The organism is Chryseobacterium electrogenes, assembly GCF_053553015.1.
In genome coordinates, this window is the sequence record NZ_JBNPPB010000002.1 from 819,800 (window position 1) to 837,612 (window position 17,813).

The window sequence follows — 17,813 nt, forward strand, 5'->3', positions numbered from 1 at the left end:
TTTTTAATTTAAATATCAATGTTTTAGGTTTTCATCTAGAGCAGTTGATTTCTATTTAATTCAATTAATAAACTTTTATGTTAAATAAAATTATTGAGTTTTCTGTAAAGAATAAGCTCATTATTGCTTTGTTTACAATAGCGCTTGTACTATTTGGCGTTTACGAAACAACAAAACTTCCAATAGATGCACAACCCGATATCACCAATAATCAAGTACAAGTTATCACAGTTGCGCCGTCTTATGGCGCTGCGGATATCGAGCGTTTGGTCACTTTTCCGATAGAACAAGCCACCAGTAATATCAGTGGGATTACAGAACTTAGAAGCTTTTCGAGATTTGGATTGTCTTTGGTAACTATCGTTTTTAATGATAATACGGATGTATATTGGGCAAGACAACAAGTGCAAGAAAGACTTCAATTGGTACAAGAGTCAATTCCTGAAGATATTGGAAAGCCAGAATTAGGACCAATTTCTTCTGGTTTGGGGGAGATTTTTCAATATGTTGTCAGGGCTAAAAAAGGCTACGAAAATAAATATGATGAAACCGAACTCAGAACAATCCAAGATTGGGTCATCAGACGACAATTATTAGGGACAAAAGGCGTTGCGGATGTCAGCAGTTTTGGAGGGAAGCTTAAGCAGTACGAAATTGCCATCAACCCGAATAAACTTCAGGCTTTTGCCATTAATATTAATGATGTCTTTTCCGCTTTAGAACAAAATAATCAAAATACGGGCGGCGCATATATCGAGAAAAAAGAAACTGTACTTTTTATTAGAAGTGAAGGTTTACTAGGAACTTCAGAAGATATTGGGAATATCCAAGTTGCAACAACCAAAGAAGGAATTCCGGTTCGTATCAGTGATGTTGCCGATGTCAAAATTGGTTTTGCTACAAGATATGGCGCGATGACTTATAATGATACTGGTGAGGTTTCGGGCGCTATTGTTCTCATGCTGAAAGGCGAAAATGCCAATGAGGTCATCGGGAATATCAAAGAAAGATTAGAGAAAATTCAAGAATCTTTACCAGAAGGCGTTGTAATAGAACCATTTCTAGACAGAGCAAAAATGGTGAATAATACCATTAGTACTGTCAAAACTAACCTAATGGAAGGCGCTTTAATTGTTGTTTTCATCTTGGTATTATTCCTTGGGAATTTTAGAGCGGGATTATTAGTCGCTTCCGTGATTCCTTTGGCAATGCTTTTTGCCATCATTATGATGAATATTTTTGGTGTTGGAGGTAACTTAATGAGTCTTGGAGCATTGGACTTCGGGTTAATTGTAGATGGCGCCGTGATTATTGTAGAAGCTGTTCTTCATCAATTGGCGCATAAAAAGCATTTTGGGAAAGATAATCTATTATCAAAGAAAGAAATGGACGGACAGGTTACCAATTCTGCTTCTAAGATGGTTAATAGTGCTGTTTTTGGTCAAATTATTATCCTCATCGTTTATCTACCTATTTTTACACTTCAGGGTATCGAAGGAAAAATGTTCAAACCAATGGCGCAGACCGTTGCTTTTGCATTAATAGGTGCGTTTCTGTTGTCACTTACTTATATCCCAATGATGAGCGCTTTGGTCTTAAGCCGAAAGAAAAAAGTTAAAGACAATATTTCTGATAAAGTGATGAATAAAGTAGAGATTGGTCATCAAAAACTTTTGATTAAAGCTTTAAAATTTAGAAAGTCAATTATTGCTGTCGTTCTTATTTTATTTGCTGGAGCAGTTTTCGTGTTGTCAAAAATGGGCGGGGAGTTTATTCCGTCTTTGGAAGAAGGCGATTTTGCGGTAGAAATGAGAATTCTGCAAGGCAGTAACATCGAAGAAACTAAAAAAGTAACCTCCGAAGCTGCAAAAATTCTATTAAAAGAGTTTCCTGAAGTCCAAAAAGTAGTTACCAAAATCGGAAGTGCCGAGATACCAACTGAGCCAATGCCGATGGATGCTGGAGATATGATTATTGTTTTGAAACCTAAAAAAGAGTGGACATCAGCAAAGTCTTTTCCTGAGCTTTCAGAGAAAATGAGTAACGCTTTAAAGGTTATTCCGGGGTTGACGACTGGTTTTCAATTTCCTGTTCAGATGCGTTTTAATGAGTTGATGACGGGCGCGAGACAAGATGTCGTTTGCAAAATTTACGGCGAAGACTTGGATCAATTGGCAGCTTATGCTAAAAGACTAGGCGGGATTATCCATACGGTACAAGGTGCTCAGGATTTATATCTGGAGCCTGTTGTTGGAGCACCGCAAGTTGTGATAGATTATAATCGTGCGCAACTTTCTCGTTATAATATTTCTGTTGGTGATATTAATAGAGTGATCAATATGGCTTTTGCAGGTCAGATTGCTGGTGCTTTATATGAAGGTGAAAGGAAATTTGATGTCGTCGTGAGAATGGATAATCAGCAGAAAAAAGATATCACAAGCATTCAGAATTTATTAATTCCGATGCCTAATGGCGAGCAGATTCCTTTGTCTCAATTGGCAAATGTCGAGCTAAAAGATAGTCCTAATCAAATCCAGCGAGAAGATACCAAAAGAAGAATTGTTGTCGGATTTAACATAAGAGGGCGAGATGTGCAAAGTATTGTGGAAGAGCTTCAGCAGAAGGTTAACAAAGATCTTAAGCTATCAACAGGTTATAGCATTTCTTATGGTGGCGCTTTCGAAAATCTTAACGAAGCCAAAGCCAGATTAGGTGTTGCTGTACCAATTTCTTTGGTGATGATTTTCCTGTTGTTATTTTTCGCATTTGGGTCTGTAAAGCACAGTTTGTTGATTTACACGGCAATTCCGTTATCGGCAATTGGTGGAATTTACTTTTTAGCCTTGAGAGGAATGCCATTTAGTATCAGTGCGGGCGTTGGATTTATAGCACTTTTTGGTGTTGCAGTGCTTAACGGAATTGTTTTGATTTCAGAATTTAACCGACTAAAAAAAGATGGTGTTAACAATATGAGCAGAATTGTTTTAACAGGAACAAGAATTAGACTCAGACCAGTTCTGATGACGGCTTTTGTAGCATCTTTAGGTTTTTTACCAATGGCAATCAGCAATGGCGCGGGTGCAGAAGTACAACGACCGTTAGCAACTGTAGTTATCGGTGGATTGATGCTCGCAACACTCTTGACCTTGTTTGTCTTACCGATTCTTTATGTCTTGTTTGAAAAAATGAATAACCTCAAAAAATAACTCCAATGAAATTATACAATCCATATAAAAAACAACTCGCATTACTTTTCTTAATCTCATTTGGAATGTTAAATGCACAGCAAAATATCACCTTAGAACAGGCTTTAGATTTGGCGTTTCAACATAATGGAAACATTAAAAATTCTAAATTAATTTCTGATTATCAAGAAAAATTAAAGTCTACTTATCTCGATATGCCACAAACGGAAATTAATGTTGGTTTTGGTCAAATTAATGGCGTTGAAACTGATAATTCTTTTTCCGTTTCTCAACGACTTAATTTCCCGACGGTTTATTCTAAAAGAAAAAAAATGTTGTATGCTGAGTGGACGGCAAGTGTTATCAATCAGAATCTAACTAAAGCACAATTAACGAAGCAAGTTTCGGATGTTTTCTATCGGATTTTAACGCTTCAAGAAAAGAAAAAAGTAATCGATTATACAACGCTTTTGTATGTTAGTTTTGCAGAGAAAGCCAGCTTGAGATTAAAAAAAGGCGAAGCTAACATCTTGGAAGAATCTACCGCAGAAATCCAAAAAGAACAAGCCAAAAACCAATTGGATTTATTAGAAAATGAGCTTAATTTGGCTAAACTTCAGTTACAATTATTGCTTCAATCTGAGCAGATATATCAGCCGATTGCGGATAAATCGACGATTAATATTAACCTTCAAGTTTCTGAAGAAATCATTAAGCAACATCCAGAATTACAGGTTTTAAACCAACAAATTAAAATCAATCAAGCAGAAGCGCAACTTGAGAAAAGCAAACTTTTGCCAGATCTTTTGCTGACTTATAATAATCAAAGCATGAAAAATATCAATAATAATCGATTTAATTCGGTGCAAGTTGGTGTTGGGATTCCTTTGTTTACGAGAGGTCAACGAGAATTAGCAAAGGCAACCCAAGCAAAAGTTGCTATTTCTGAAAACGAATTTAAGCTCAGAGAAATAGAACTTAAAAATAGATTGCAACAGCTTATCAATAGTTTTATGAATCAATTAAAAATTGTCGAAAATTATGAACAAAAACAATTGCCAAAATCCGAAACTATTTTTAAAACTGTAAAAAAACAAATGGAAGTTGGCGAGATTGATTACCTCAATTGGGTAATTCTTACCAATCAAGCGGTGAAAACAAAGGTGGATTACATTGATAATCTCGAAAGACTTAACCAAATTGGCGTTGAGCTTAATTATTTAATTTCAAAATACTAAAGAAATGCATTTTAAAAATATATCAATCATTGGTTGCAGTTTAATCTTAATTTTAGGCTCTTGCTCAGGAAAAAATGAAGAAGAAAAAACAATCTATGAAAGCTCGAAATCAGCAGAAACTAATGATAATATCGTGGAGTTATCGGAGAATCAGATTAAAACAATTAGTTTAACAATGACTAATATTCAGGCTAAAAATATGCAAAAACTCATTAAACTTAATGGGAAAGTGGATATTGCGCCGTCCGATGTTAGCTCAATTTCTAGTATTATGGGCGGTCATGTCAAAGCGATTAATGTGATTAATGGAAGCCATTTTAGCAAAGGTCAGATTCTTGCAGTTTTAGAAGATCCACAGTTTATACAATTGCAGCAGGATTATTTGGTAACCAAAGCGCAATTGGAGTCTGCAAGGCTTAATCTTAATCGCCAGACCGATCTTAATGTCAGCAAAGCAAGCAGTGATAAAACTCTTCAGTCTGCGCAAGCTGATTATTCAACTTACAATGCAACTTTAAAAGGTTTAGAAGAAAAATTGAGGATTATTGGGATTAATGCCAAGAGTCTCAACACTAATAATATCAGAAGCAGAATTAATATTTATGCGCCTTTTAGCGGTTTTGTAAGCAAAATTTTGGTGAATAACGGACAGTATGTTAATCCCTCTGATGCTTTGTTTGAGCTGATTAATCCTGCGGGAATGTTGTTTGATTTTAAAGTTTTTGAGAATGATGTTAATGATGTTAAGATTGGTCAAGAAATAGCCATTTATACCAATCAAAATTCACAAAAAAAATCAATGGCAAAAATCATAAGTTTGGTTCCTAACATAGAAAACGGTGGGTCATTATCGGTTGTTGCGAAGCTATTTGCTCCTAATTCTGACTTTATAAAAGGTATGTATGTTAATGGCGAAGTCACTGTTGATAACAAATTGACAATCAGTCTCCCCAACGAATCTGTGGTTTCTTTTGAAAATAAAAATTATGTTTTTGAAGATTTAGGAAACAAGAAATATAAAATGATTGCTGTAACTATTGGTATTTCTGATGATAGTATTACAGAAATTGTCAAAGCAGATGATCTCAAAGATAAAAAAATCGTGCAAAAAGGTGCTTACAGTTTATTAATGTTACTTAAGAATACAGCAGAGTAAGTTTGGTTAATAGCTGATTTTGAAATAGCTAACAGTTAATTTAAGCTTATTTTTACAATTAATAATTAGTTGTAAATTAGGGCTGGCAAAAAGTATTAATGGTTTTAATGCTTTTTAATTATCAATTTAAAATTGTAATATTATGAAAATGATTAAAATAGCGGCAGTTGGCTTTATAATGGCAACACAATTTTTATCGGCACAGTTTAAGCAAGCACCTTTGGCTTATGCTTATAACGCTCTAGAAGGTTCTATAGATGCCCAAACCATGGAAATCCATTATAGTAAACATGGCGCAGGATACGTTAATAATCTTAATAAAGCGGTTGCGGGTACACCGTTAGAAAAAGAAAGCTTAACTTCTATATTATCTCATATTTCTAAAGAAAATGTTGCTGTGAGAAATAATGCCGGCGGACATTATAACCATGAGTTATTTTGGACGATGTTAACACCAGAAAAAAATACTCAGGCTTCTGATAAATTGAAAAAAGCAATTGATGCGACTTTCGGAAGTATGGACAAGTTTAAAGCAGAGATGAGTAAAGCTGGCGCGGATCGTTTTGGTTCAGGTTGGGCTTGGCTTATTGTGACACCAGACAAAAAATTAGTGGTTACATCTACAGCTAATCAAGATAATAATCTTATGGATATTGCTGATATTAAAGGAACACCAATTTTAGGAATTGATGTTTGGGAGCATGCTTATTATCTTAAATATCAAAATAAAAGAGCCGATTATCTCACCGCAATCTGGAACGTTCTTAACTGGAACGAAGTAAGCAAACGATATGATAACGCTTTAAAATAAATAAAGATAGCCAGAATGATTAGTTCTGGCTTTTTTTATACGTCATGTGGGAAGTGAAAAATTTTCTAATATTAAGTTTTTTATTTACCTAGCATTCTACCAATTTTTTTATGCTGAATACTTATATTATAATACAATCAAAATATGGATTGGTTTAGATGTTATTTATAGTGATAATTGTATTATGGTTTTTATATTGTGTACATAGGTTTAATTATATATCATTTTTATAATAAAATCTATTTTTGGTCTTATAAATAATAATTCTAATAGTTTTAGATAATTTGAGTGCCTTTTTGGTAAAAGAATTAGCATAATTAATATCTATTCTAAAGTTACAATACACTTTGTAAACCTAATGTTAATAAGCCTTTGCGAAATTTATAATTTAATTAAAATTCATCTGATTAAAATTAGCTACATTAGCGCCCCGCTTGTTAATGTAATTATGAATATTGAATTATGGATGATCGGTTTTATTAAATATTTTTTTATTAATGATTAATAAAGGACAAATAGTAGAAATACCAGCATCGTCTCTTCTTTACAAAAAGGAGGCTCCTGTTTTTTTGTCAAAAAAGGAAGAACTCAGTTGGAAGTCTTTACCCAAGAACTATTCGTTATTTGATGGATTTCTTGTTGGTGGGCATTCGGGTTATGAAAATTTTAAAATTGGACAAAGAAAAGGGATTAACGTTGGTGGTAAAAAAGCACCTCTTTACGTGATTGAAATTGATAAGTCGGATAATAGGATTTTTGTAGGAGCAGGGGAATTACATCCTGGTCTTTGGACAAGTGTTTTACGATTTTCTATCACAAGTATTGACTGGTTGGATGATTTTAATCCTAATAATCCTGAGCTAGAATTAGGTGTTTCTGTAGAGATTTCGACTTTAATATTAGAAAAAGAAAATCATGCAAGACTTTTTGTTTTTGATGAGGACGTTTTTCTAGAATTTGAGAAGCCAATTTCTGTTACAATAGAAAATTATCCGATTGATATTTTAGTACAAAAAAAAATTATAGCGAATATTAAAACAATTTAAATAAATAAATATAGCATGAAATTAAAAATTTCTCTTCTAGCAAGTGTTATTTCACTTGCATTTTATGCCCAATCTGCACCGGCATATTACTCTACGATTGATTTTAAAAAGACTAAAAACGACTTAAAGGTTGATCTTGCAAAATTAATTACAGACACGCATACTGAGAAGATTTCATATTCTGCAGGTTTAGCATCTCTTTTTAAAACCAGTGATGCAGATCCGCAAAATCCATCTAATGTATTGTTGATGTATGGTTCTCAAAGCTCTGGTATGCACCAGAGAAGTCGCCCTTATACAGGATCTTGGAACCGTGAGCATGTCTATGCAAAATCTCAAGGAACACCTAATCTTGGTCAAGCTGGTGCTGGATCTGATGGACATCATCTTCGTCCTACAGATGTACAGTTGAACAGTTCTAGAGGTCACTTATCTTTTGATGATGGTCAAGGAGCATTAGCTCAGAAAACCAATCGTGGTGGTTGGTATCCAGGTGACGAGTGGAAGGGTGATGTTGCAAGAATCCTTATGTATATGTATGTGAGATATAAAGACCAGTGTAAACCGTTAAATATTACAATGGATCCTAGTACTTATTCTTCAGATTTTCCAGATATTTTATTAAAATGGAATGTTGAAGATCCGGTATCTGATATTGAAATACAAAGAAATAACGTTGTTGCTGGTGTACAAAAAAATAGAAATCCTTTTATTGATAATCCATATTTGGCAACTGTAATTTGGGGAGGACCAGCTGCGCAAAATACTTGGCCTAGTTCTGTCACTGGAGGAAGTCAACCAACCAATGATACACAAGCACCATCTACGCCAACTAATTTGGTTGTAACGGGTAAAACGTCTTCAAGTATATCATTAACATGGACAGCTTCTACAGATAATGTTGGGGTAAGTGGTTATGATGTTTTTGTTAATAATGTATACAATAAAACGGTAGCCACTAATACTGCAGATGTAACGGGATTGTCATCATCTACAAAATATTCTTTCTATGTATTAGCAAAAGATGCTGCTGGTAATCAATCACAAAATAGTGCAAGTGTAGAAGGTACAACTGATAAAGCAGGAGATACCGGGAACGGGACAACTTGTGGAACCGAGGATTTTGAAAATATTCCATCAACAGGAAGTACGCCACCGGCATCTAGTTATACCGATAGAACTTGGTCAGGAAAAGGTATTGTATGGACTGCAACTAATGCAAGAACCGATAAGCAGATTTACATTAATGGCGATAACAATAAAGCAATCAATATTAAAAAAGGAAAGTTATCTTCTTCTAAAATTTCTGGTGGAATAGCATCATTGTCTGTTAAGACTTATCTTCCGTTCTCAGATTCTGCAGGAGATTATACTTTATTAATTAACGGAGTAGAGAAAGGAAAAATACCTTATTCTAAAACTGCTAAAACACAGACTATTAACGATATTAATGTAGAAGGTGATATTGTTATAGAATTAGTTGATGATGTTACAAGTAGTAGAGTTTCTTTTGATGATTTATCTTGGACTTGTTATACCAAAATGGCAACAAATGAGGTAGATAATAAAACTCAAAAAATCACTATTTATCCTAACCCAGTTAAGAACCATGAGTTTTTCATCAGTGGTATTGAGAAAAATGAAGTTGTTAAAATCTATAACTTAAACGGACAATTAGTACAAACTATTAATAACGTTTCTAACAAAGAAAAAGTAAGTCTTAATAAGTTACCGAAAGGCGTTTATTTAGTTAAAACTAAAAACGCAACTTCTAAGCTAATTGTAGATTAATTTTCAGAGTTAGTTTATATAGCATAATAATAAAGGCCGGAAGCAGTAGCTTCCGGCCTTTTTATTTATTAAAAAAAATATAACGATAGAATTTTGCTTATTCGCTTTCATTTACAAGATACTATGCTTCGCTTAGTTTTATTATTGATTATAATTTATTTTTTAATTATTATTTATGATAATTTAATTTATTTAATTAGTTATATTTAGTAATTATTTAGTAATATTTTTTTATTTAAATTATAAGCTTAATTTTTTATATTAAAATAAATAGTTTTATATTAGAAATCTGTAAAAAAACACTACTTAAAGTTAAGTATATTAAAATTTTATTAGATTATTAAGCCGTATGATCTTAATTGTAGATGACAACCAAAGCAATATTTATTCTTTAAAAAAGCTCCTAGAATCTAAGGATTTCCCTGTGGATACAGCAAGTTCTGGAGAAGAAGCTTTGGCAAAAGCTTTAACTAATAATTATGCATTAATTATATTAGATGTCCAAATGCCAGACATGGATGGTTTTGAGGTAGCCGAAACACTATCAGGTTATAGCAAAACTAAAGATATACCTATTATTTTCCTATCTGCAGTAAGTACAGACAAAAGATTTATAAAACGAGGCTATGCATCTGGCGGTATCGATTATGTTACAAAACCTATTGATCCTGATATTCTTATGCTTAAAGTAAAGACGTTTTACAATATACAAGAGCAAAATTTGACGATGAAAAAAAACCAGGAAAGCCTGGAAAAAGAAGTCAAAGGAAGACGAGAGATGCATGTTAGTATGAAGTCTCAAATTGAATATTTTCATCAGATGCTAGAAGCATTGCCACAGATAGCATTTGCCTTAACCAATGAGGGGAAAATTGATTTTGTTAACGCAAGATGGTATCAATATTCATCGTCAGATCAGCAGTTTCCTAAGACACATTCTGATGATATTGATATTAAAGAAGAAATAGGAAAGCTTATCTCTAAAGGAAAAACGATAGAATTAGAAGTTAGGATCCAAGAAATTGTATCACAAGAATACCGCTATCACCTCTTAAGAATGTCCCCAATTATAGAAGATGATCGCTTGAAAAATTGGATTGGCACTTTTACAGACATCGATGCACAAAAGAAAATCGAAAAAGAAAAAGACGAATTCCTAAGTATTGCAAGTCATGAGCTGAAAACACCTTTGACAAGTATCAAAGCTTATGTACAATTATTGGATAGAAAATTAAAGTTAGATATAGATAGTCCAGAAGCTAATTATGTTACAAAAGTACAAGGGCAGATAGAAAAGCTCAATAATCTAATTACCGACCTATTAGATATCTCTAAAATTGAAAATGGCAAACTGAAAATCAATAGCCAACCAAACAATTTAGAGGACGTGGTACATAATGCAATAGATACAATCTTACAGACTCACGAAGAAAATACAGTTAGAATAGAGCGTCATGGTCAGAAGCCTAATGTTCTAATCCCTTTTGATACTGTGAGAATAGAGCAAGTTTTAATTAATTTCCTAACAAATGCCATAAAATATTCACCAAAAAATAATCAAGTTATCGTATCTACTTTTGTGGACGATCAAGAGGTTAAAGTTAGTGTGACAGACTTCGGTATTGGTATTCCTGATTTTAAGCAAGATGCTGTTTTTCAAAAGTTTTATCGGGTAGAAGAATCCTCACTTCAGTTTCAAGGGATGGGTATAGGTCTGTATATTTGTTCAGAAATTATAAAACAACATAATGGAAGTATCGGTCTATCTAGCAAGATAGATGAAGGATCTACTTTTTATTTTACATTACCATTAAATTAATTTTTTTTATGCCACAAAAAATCTTAAGAAATCTACGATTTGGTGTAGGGACATCATTATTAATTTTGATTGCAAGTTCTACCGCCTCATATATTAGTATACAAGATCAGAAGAAAAATAGAGAAAGTCTTTTTAAAACCAGACAGTCTATAACTGCTGTAAAAGATGTAATGATTGCACTTCTAGATGCAGAAACAGGTAATAGAGGTTTTCAGATTACAGGAAACGAATCTTTTTTAGAACCTTATAATAAAGGCTTAGCAGATTTTCCTCTTGCTATGGGAAGGGCTAAGTCATTAGAAATTGAAGATAAAAATCAATTAAGTCGCTTAGAGAACCTAGAAAACTCTGTAAATGATAGAATTTCTATTCTAAAATCATTTGTAGATAATAGACGAAAGGGAGAGCGTATGTCAGAAAAGCAGATGTTGGGCAGTAAAATTTTTATGGATCAATGTCGTGATATCGTAGCAGATTTTGTTCATAATGAAGAGAATATATTAGTTATTAAAAATAAAGATCTCAACGAATCTACTTTTATTACCATCTTGTTTCTTATATTATCTGGAGTAGCCGCAATCTTTGTTACGGGTTATTTATATTTTAAATTAAAGAGAGATATATTAAGACGAGATAAGCTAGAAAAGAGATTAAGACAAAAAGAACAAGAAATAACTACGCGATTAGGCATTATCCAAGAAATTGCTAATAAAGTTGCTAATGGTGATTATAGCCAAAGAGTTGTCGATAATGAACAAGACAATTTAGGAGAATTAGCCTATTCTTTTAATCACATGACCGATTCTCTTAAAAAATCTTTTGATAATATCAATAAAAGTGATTGGAAACAAAAAGGACTAGCTATCTTAAATGAATCTCTGGTTGGTAATAAATCTATTAAAGAAATTACGAGTACTGCCTTAGCTCACTTAATAGAGTACGGAGCATGTGCTAATGGCGCTATCTATCTAGTAGATGATAATCAATTAAAACTCTTTGCTGCTTTTGGCTTAGAAAAAAGTATGAAAAATACTTTTGAGCTTGGAGAAGGGATGGTAGGACAAGTTTTCTTACAGAAAAAGACTAAAGTTGTTAATGATCTTACAGAAAAAGATTTTGTTGTAAGTTTTGCTGGTAATCAATTAAAAATTAATGGAATAGTGCTGGTTCCTATATTGTTAGGTAAAAAGCCATTAGGTATAATGGAGCTTAATTCTGGTGCTAAAATTGATGCCGATCATGTTGATTTCTTCGTAGAGAGTTGTCGTATTCTGGGCGTGGCTTTAGCCGCAGCAAAAGGGAGAGAGCAAGAGCAAAGATTGTTAGAAGAAACCCAAGCTCAATCCGAAGAATTGCAAGTACAACATTCAGAATTAGAAAATCTTAATACAGAATTAGAAGCTCAAACCCAAAAATTGCAAGCTTCAGAAGAAGAACTAAGAGTCCAGCAAGAAGAATTGATGCAGAGCAATGCAGAGTTAGAAGAGCGGTCTAAATTGCTAGAAGAAAAGAATCATCTCATCGCAGAGCGTAATATAGAGATTCAGAAAAAAGCAGAAGAGTTAGAGTTAAGTACCAAATACAAATCAGAATTTCTTGCTAATATGTCGCATGAATTGCGTACACCGCTCAATTCTATTTTATTACTTTCTCGCCTAATGTCAGAGGATCCAGAAGAGAATCTTAACGAGGATCAGATAGAATCTGCGAAAGTTATACAAAGCTCAGGAAGTAGCTTATTGACATTAATTGATGAGATTTTAGATCTTGCAAAGATAGAATCTGGCAAAATGAATCTAGATTATCAGAATGTTATTATTGATGATATCATTATAGATTTGCGTAATTTATTCAATCCTTTAGTTAATGAGAAAGGTCTTCAGTTTAATATTTCTATTGATAATCAACTACCAAAAGAGTTAGAAACTGATAGGTTAAGAGTAGATCAGGTATTAAGAAATCTAATGTCTAATGCTCTCAAGTTTACATCAGAGGGTAGTATCAATTTGAATATTAAGAAAGATCCTAAAAATGAAAACTACATTGTTTTCTCTGTTAAAGATACAGGAATTGGGATACCAGAGGATAAGCAGAAAGTTATTTTTGAGGCTTTTCAGCAGGCAGATGGATCTACTCGTCGCAAATTTGGAGGTACAGGATTAGGGCTTTCTATCAGTAGAGAAATTGCTAAACTACTAGGCGGAGAATTGCTACTGACAAGTAAAGTAGACGAAGGCAGTGAGTTTAGCTTAAGTATTCCGATAGAACCAAAATTAAAAAATAATGATATTGTGTTGGATGAAAATCCAGTTGTAGTCATCCAAGAAGACGTTAAAGCTATTAAAGAAATTATAGCTTATAAAACGCCAGAATATATTAGCGATAACCCAATTCTAAGAATTCCGGAGGATGTCCCAGATGATCGCGATACGATAACCCATCATGATAAAGTCATTTTAATTGTAGAAGATGATGTTAATTTTGCCAAAGCCTTATTAAAATATGCTCATAGCCAAGACTATAAAGGGGTGGTAATGGTGCGTGGAGATTATGCTTTGCCAGCAGCTTTGGAGTATCATCCTTTGGCGATTTTGTTGGACGTACAACTACCGATGAAAGATGGTTGGCAGGTAATGGATGAGTTGAAGTCTAATCCATTGGTAAAACATATCCCAGTACACATGATGTCCTCATTGCATGTGAAGCAAGAAAGCCTTATGAAGGGCGCTATAGATTTTATCAACAAGCCTGTAGCATTAGAGCAGATATCTTTGGTTTTCCAAAAAATTGAAGAAGCCTTAAGTAAGTCTCTTCAGAAAGTCTTAATTGTAGAAGAAAATGCAAAACATGCTACAGCATTATCATATTTCTTAGGTAATTTTAATATTTCGGCATCGGTAGAAGATAATGCAGAAGATAGTGTTAAAGCTTTTTTTGATCAAAATAAAGACTGTGTAATCTTGAATGTAGAAAACTCTCGTGGAGAAGAAAATACCATCATCCAATCTATAAAGAGTCATCAAGGATTAGAAAATCTACCAATTATTAATTTTATAGACCGTAATTTATCACAATCAGAAGAGCTGAAAATTAAGCAATATGCAGATTCTATCGTTGTAAAAACAGCGCATTCTTATCAACGGATTTTAGATGAAGTAGGCTTGTTCTTACATCTGGTAGAAGAAAAAAACAGCTCAGAAGAAACCCGAGGAAACAACACGTTAGGTGCATTAACGGAGGTACTAAGTGGAAAAAAAATATTGATTACCGATGATGATGTGAGAAACATATTCTCTCTCACCAAAGTCTTAGAAAAATATAAAGTAGAAGTTGTCTTGGCGATGGATGGTAAGCAAGCTTTAGAGCAAATGAAAGAACATCCAGATATTGATGTTATCCTTATGGATATGATGATGCCAGAAATGGATGGATACGAAACAATTAGAGAAATAAGAAAAAAACCGAAACTATCACGTCTGCCAATTATTGCAGTAACAGCCAAATCTATGATTGGAGAAAGAGAAAAGTGCATAGAAGCAGGCGCTTCTGATTATATCTCAAAACCTGTAGATACCGATCAATTATTGTCACTTTTGCGCGTATGGTTATATGAAAATTAATTTGTTAAAAATATAATGAATAAGAAGATTTTAATAGTGGATGATGATCCACGTAATATATTTGCACTCAGATTAACACTTAAAGCGAGAGGCTTCAATATACAGAGCTGTACAATGGCACAAGAGGCTATAAAAATGCTGGAGGATAATGATGATATAGAACTATTATTGCTGGATATGATGATGCCTGAGATGGATGGTTATGAGGCAACTAAAATTATTAGAAATACAGAAAATATACGACAGATACCTATTATTGCTGTCACTGCACAAGCGATGCCAGAAGATCGTCAAAAATGTATAGATGCTGGAGCTCAAGATTATGTCTCAAAGCCTATTAATGTAGATCATCTAATTGTTGCCATAGAAAAATTAATCTAATGTTAGAGCCTAGTATTGTTAAAGATGTAGAAATAGAAATTCTAATAAAAGATGTCCATGAGTTGTATGGATATGATTTTTCGTTGTACAGTCGTGCTTCTTTTAAGAGAAGGATTGATCGTATTTGTATGAATGATAAGTTTACAAGTTTTGCAGAATTGCGATACACCGTTGTTAACGATCCAGAATATTTTAAACATTTTGTAGAAGAAATAACGGTTAATGTAACGGAGATGTTTCGCGATCCTTCTTTTTTTAAAGCTTTAAGAGAAAATATTCTGCCTCAATTAGGGACATATCCTTTGATAAGGATATGGTTAGCAGGTTGTTCTACAGGCGAAGAAGCTTATTCTATTGCTATTTTGCTTAAAGAAGCTAATCTGTATCACAAAGCCTTAATCTATGGGACAGATATTAATCCTTCGGTATTAGAAAAAGCAAGAGCAGGTATTTTTCCTTTGCAACAAATGAAATTGTATACAGAAAATTATATACTTTCTGGCGGAAAAAAAGATTTTTCTGATTATTACACTGCCAATTATGATAGTGCAAAATTTGATAAAAGTCTTCAAGAAAAATTAATTTTATCAACACATAACTTGGTGTCAGATTGCACTTTTAATAGCTTTCAATTGATTATATGTCGTAATGTTTTAATATATTTTGACAGAGATTTGCAGGAGCGTGTGTTTAATTTATTTGATGATAGTTTAGAAAACCTGGGCTACTTAGCATTAGGTACTAAAGAAACGCTTCGTTTTTCTAATATTGATAAGAACTATTTTCAAGTGAAAGATCAGAAAATTTGGAAAAAATTAGAACATAATTAGAAAGTGAATCATAATACAAATATAGAATTAGTCATTATTGGTGGTTCTGCGGGAAGTCTGCAGGTCATTTTGGATATGATAAAAAAACTGGATAACAATCTTAGTTTTTCAATTCTTTTGGTACTTCATAGAAAGGCGAAAACTAGTAGTGTATTGCCCGTTTTGTTACAACAATTTTCTCCAATAGAGGTTATAGAAATTGAGGACAAAACAGATTTTGAAAAAAATAAAATCTATATTGTTCCCGCAGATTATCATTTGCTATTTGATAATAAACTAAAGATGTCTCTGGATGTTTCTGAGAAAATTAATTATTCTAGACCTTCTATTGATGTAAGCTTTCAATCTGCTGCAAGAATATTCCGTGATGCATTAGTTGGTATTTTGCTATCCGGAGCTAATGCTGATGGTGTAGAAGGATTAGATTATATTTATAAAAATGGAGGCTTAGTCTGGATACAGAATCCAGAAACGGCAGAAGTAGAATATATGCCAAGGCATGCTTTAGATGCAGTAACGTACCATTCGGTTTTTAATTCAGAAGAATTGGCTGCCAAAATCAATCAACTTAATAAAACATAATAACTTAAAAATAAATTAACGATGAGCAAGAAGAAAATTATGATATTCGATGATGATACAGTAATTTTAGAAGTTATCAGTATTCTTTTTGAAGATGCAGGTTATGATGTCGAAATCTCAGAAACCTCTCATGATATCTTAGAAAAAGTTGCCGCATATCGCCCAGATGTTATATTAATGGATAATTGGATTCCTAATATTGGCGGTGTAGAAGCAACAAAATTATTGAAGAACCATGAAGAATTTAATTCAATTCCTGTAATCTATGTGACTGCAAATAGTGATATTGCAGCATTAGCAGCCAATGCCAATGCAGATGATTATCTGGCTAAACCTTTTGACTTAGACGATTTAGAAGGTAAAATAACTAAATTTATCTAAAGAATTAATTCATAAATTTCTGAATATAGAACGCTCTTTTTTCTTCTGTTATTCCTAAAATATTGTTGATGTATTGATCCATAGAGCCATATTTTAGATTAATTTCGTACAAGGCAGCTTGTAGATAAGATCGCTCTATCCAACTTAATTTTTCTAAGACAGCAATATCCATTTTGGGGAATAAAAAATGTAATGACTTAGCGGTGTTTAGTCTTTTTTTGATGACTTTTTCTCTAAGATTATTAGACATAAGATATTCTTGAAAAATAACATCATTATCAAATTTTAAAATCGTCATAATCAGAGCTGTGATCATACCTGTACGATCTTTTCCTGCTGTGCAATGGTAGAGTATAGGTTGGTTAGACTCTAAGATTTCTGTGATGATTTTCTTAATTGTTTCAGGATTTTCTGTAACATAATCTCTATAGAATTTCAACATTCTTTGGTGGGCATCATCGGCATTTACTTTTCCTTTCAATACTAATTTTTTAGCCTGATTAAGCTGGTCTTCTTGATCCTGGAAAGCCGCATAATTTTTATAGATTATCTGTTCTGGTATAATGTCAGGCTTCTTTGTTACTTCATTTTTTGTACGCAGATCAATGATTTCGCCGAGATTTAATTGCTTTAATTTATTACTGTTTTTTAGATTAGAAAGATCTCCACTTCTGTATAAAATGCTATCTTTAATGGTCTTACCTTCAGTATTTTTTATGTTTGATAAATATCTGAAGTTATTAACTTTTTTAATGGAAATTTTATTTTTACCAGATAATGAAGAATACTCTGGAGAAGTTGGCACGTAGCTTTTACAAGATATTAAAAGTAAACTAAAAAATAAAAATCCTATATATTTTTTGTTAATGTATTGCATATTATATTTTTAGTTTAGTTAAGATTCAGCCTGTTATGATTACAAATATAAAAGATTTCATTTTTAAAGAATGTACTTTTATTAGTTTTAATTTGA

Annotated in this window: 11 protein-coding genes and 1 pseudogene; 11 read left to right on the forward strand and 1 reads right to left on the reverse strand. The window is 32.9% G+C overall.

Translation table 11 applies throughout. From position 1 onward, the window contains the following. Positions 1-77: 77 nt before the first annotated feature. From ACQQ6V_RS03710 to ACQQ6V_RS03760, 11 genes and pseudogenes are all read left to right on the forward strand, one after another. Positions 78-4,423 (forward strand): annotated as a pseudogene (locus ACQQ6V_RS03710) (CusA/CzcA family heavy metal efflux RND transporter). A 4-nt stretch (positions 4,424-4,427) separates the two neighbouring features. After that, a complete protein-coding gene (locus ACQQ6V_RS03715) occupies positions 4,428-5,579 on the forward strand; it encodes an efflux RND transporter periplasmic adaptor subunit (protein ID WP_448844211.1) in 1,152 nt (383 codons plus the stop codon). Between the two features lie 142 nt (positions 5,580-5,721). Then, on the forward strand, positions 5,722-6,390 hold the full coding sequence (locus tag ACQQ6V_RS03720; protein ID WP_448844212.1) for a superoxide dismutase: 669 nt from the start codon (positions 5,722-5,724) through the stop codon (positions 6,388-6,390). Between the two features lie 497 nt (positions 6,391-6,887). Continuing rightward, on the forward strand, positions 6,888-7,436 hold the full coding sequence (locus ACQQ6V_RS03725; RefSeq protein ID WP_448844213.1) for a tRNA methyl transferase PRC-barrel domain-containing protein: 549 nt from the start codon (positions 6,888-6,890) through the stop codon (positions 7,434-7,436). Between the two features lie 15 nt (positions 7,437-7,451). After that, on the forward strand, positions 7,452-9,227 hold the full coding sequence (locus ACQQ6V_RS03730) for an endonuclease (RefSeq protein ID WP_448844214.1): 1,776 nt from the start codon (positions 7,452-7,454) through the stop codon (positions 9,225-9,227). A 349-nt stretch (positions 9,228-9,576) separates the two neighbouring features. Further along, the gene (locus ACQQ6V_RS03735; RefSeq protein ID WP_448844215.1) at positions 9,577-11,046 is read left to right on the forward strand and encodes a hybrid sensor histidine kinase/response regulator; all 1,470 of its coding nucleotides are present in this window, start codon (positions 9,577-9,579) and stop codon (positions 11,044-11,046) included. 8 nt (positions 11,047-11,054) lie between these two features. Then, positions 11,055-14,666, forward strand: a complete 3,612-nt coding sequence (locus ACQQ6V_RS03740; RefSeq protein ID WP_448844216.1) for a response regulator — start codon at positions 11,055-11,057, stop codon at positions 14,664-14,666. 15 nt (positions 14,667-14,681) lie between these two features. Continuing rightward, the gene (locus tag ACQQ6V_RS03745; RefSeq protein ID WP_448844217.1) at positions 14,682-15,047 is read left to right on the forward strand and encodes a response regulator; all 366 of its coding nucleotides are present in this window, start codon (positions 14,682-14,684) and stop codon (positions 15,045-15,047) included. Beyond that, positions 15,047-15,877 (forward strand): CheR family methyltransferase, encoded by an 831-nt coding sequence (locus ACQQ6V_RS03750; protein WP_448844218.1) that lies wholly within the window; start codon positions 15,047-15,049, stop codon positions 15,875-15,877. The genes ACQQ6V_RS03745 and ACQQ6V_RS03750 overlap by 1 nt, the downstream gene beginning before the upstream one ends. Positions 15,878-15,880: 3 nt before the next feature. Further along, a complete protein-coding gene (locus tag ACQQ6V_RS03755) occupies positions 15,881-16,459 on the forward strand; it encodes a chemotaxis protein CheB (RefSeq protein ID WP_448844219.1) in 579 nt (192 codons plus the stop codon). 21 nt (positions 16,460-16,480) lie between these two features. Continuing rightward, entirely contained in the window at positions 16,481-16,840 is a 360-nt protein-coding gene (locus ACQQ6V_RS03760) for a response regulator (RefSeq protein ID WP_448844220.1), read from the forward strand. A 4-nt stretch (positions 16,841-16,844) separates the two neighbouring features. On the opposite strand, the gene ACQQ6V_RS03765 is transcribed toward ACQQ6V_RS03760, so the two are convergent. Continuing rightward, positions 16,845-17,717 (reverse strand): tyrosine-protein phosphatase, encoded by an 873-nt coding sequence (locus ACQQ6V_RS03765; protein ID WP_448844221.1) that lies wholly within the window; start codon positions 17,715-17,717, stop codon positions 16,845-16,847. Between the last annotated feature and the right edge of the window lie 96 nt (positions 17,718-17,813).